This is a genomic window from Paenibacillus sp. TSM33, from assembly GCF_056099025.1.
Genome location: NZ_JBLZXB010000079.1, coordinates 1 through 252, shown reverse-complemented (window position 1 = coordinate 252; position 252 = coordinate 1). Strand labels below are relative to the sequence as shown.

General features: G+C 53.6%; 1 rRNA gene. It reads left to right on the top strand.

Annotation, left to right across the window (positions count from 1 at the left end):
- A 16S ribosomal RNA gene (locus ACN6NF_RS25975) occupies positions 1-214 on the top strand; the annotation flags it as partial.
- Positions 215-252: the final 38 nt, after the last annotated feature.

Genomic DNA, 252 nt, shown 5'->3' with positions numbered 1-252 from the left:
ATGAAGTCGGAATTGCTAGTAATCGCGGATCAGCATGCCGCGGTGAATACGTTCCCGGGTCTTGTACACACCGCCCGTCACACCACGAGAGTTTACAACACCCGAAGTCGGTGAGGTAACCGCAAGGAGCCAGCCGCCGAAGGTGGGGTAGATGATTGGGGTGAAGTCGTAACAAGGTAGCCGTATCGGAAGGTGCGGCTGGATCACCTCCTTTCTATGGAGAATCGTTTCCTGCGATGGAAACATTCAAAT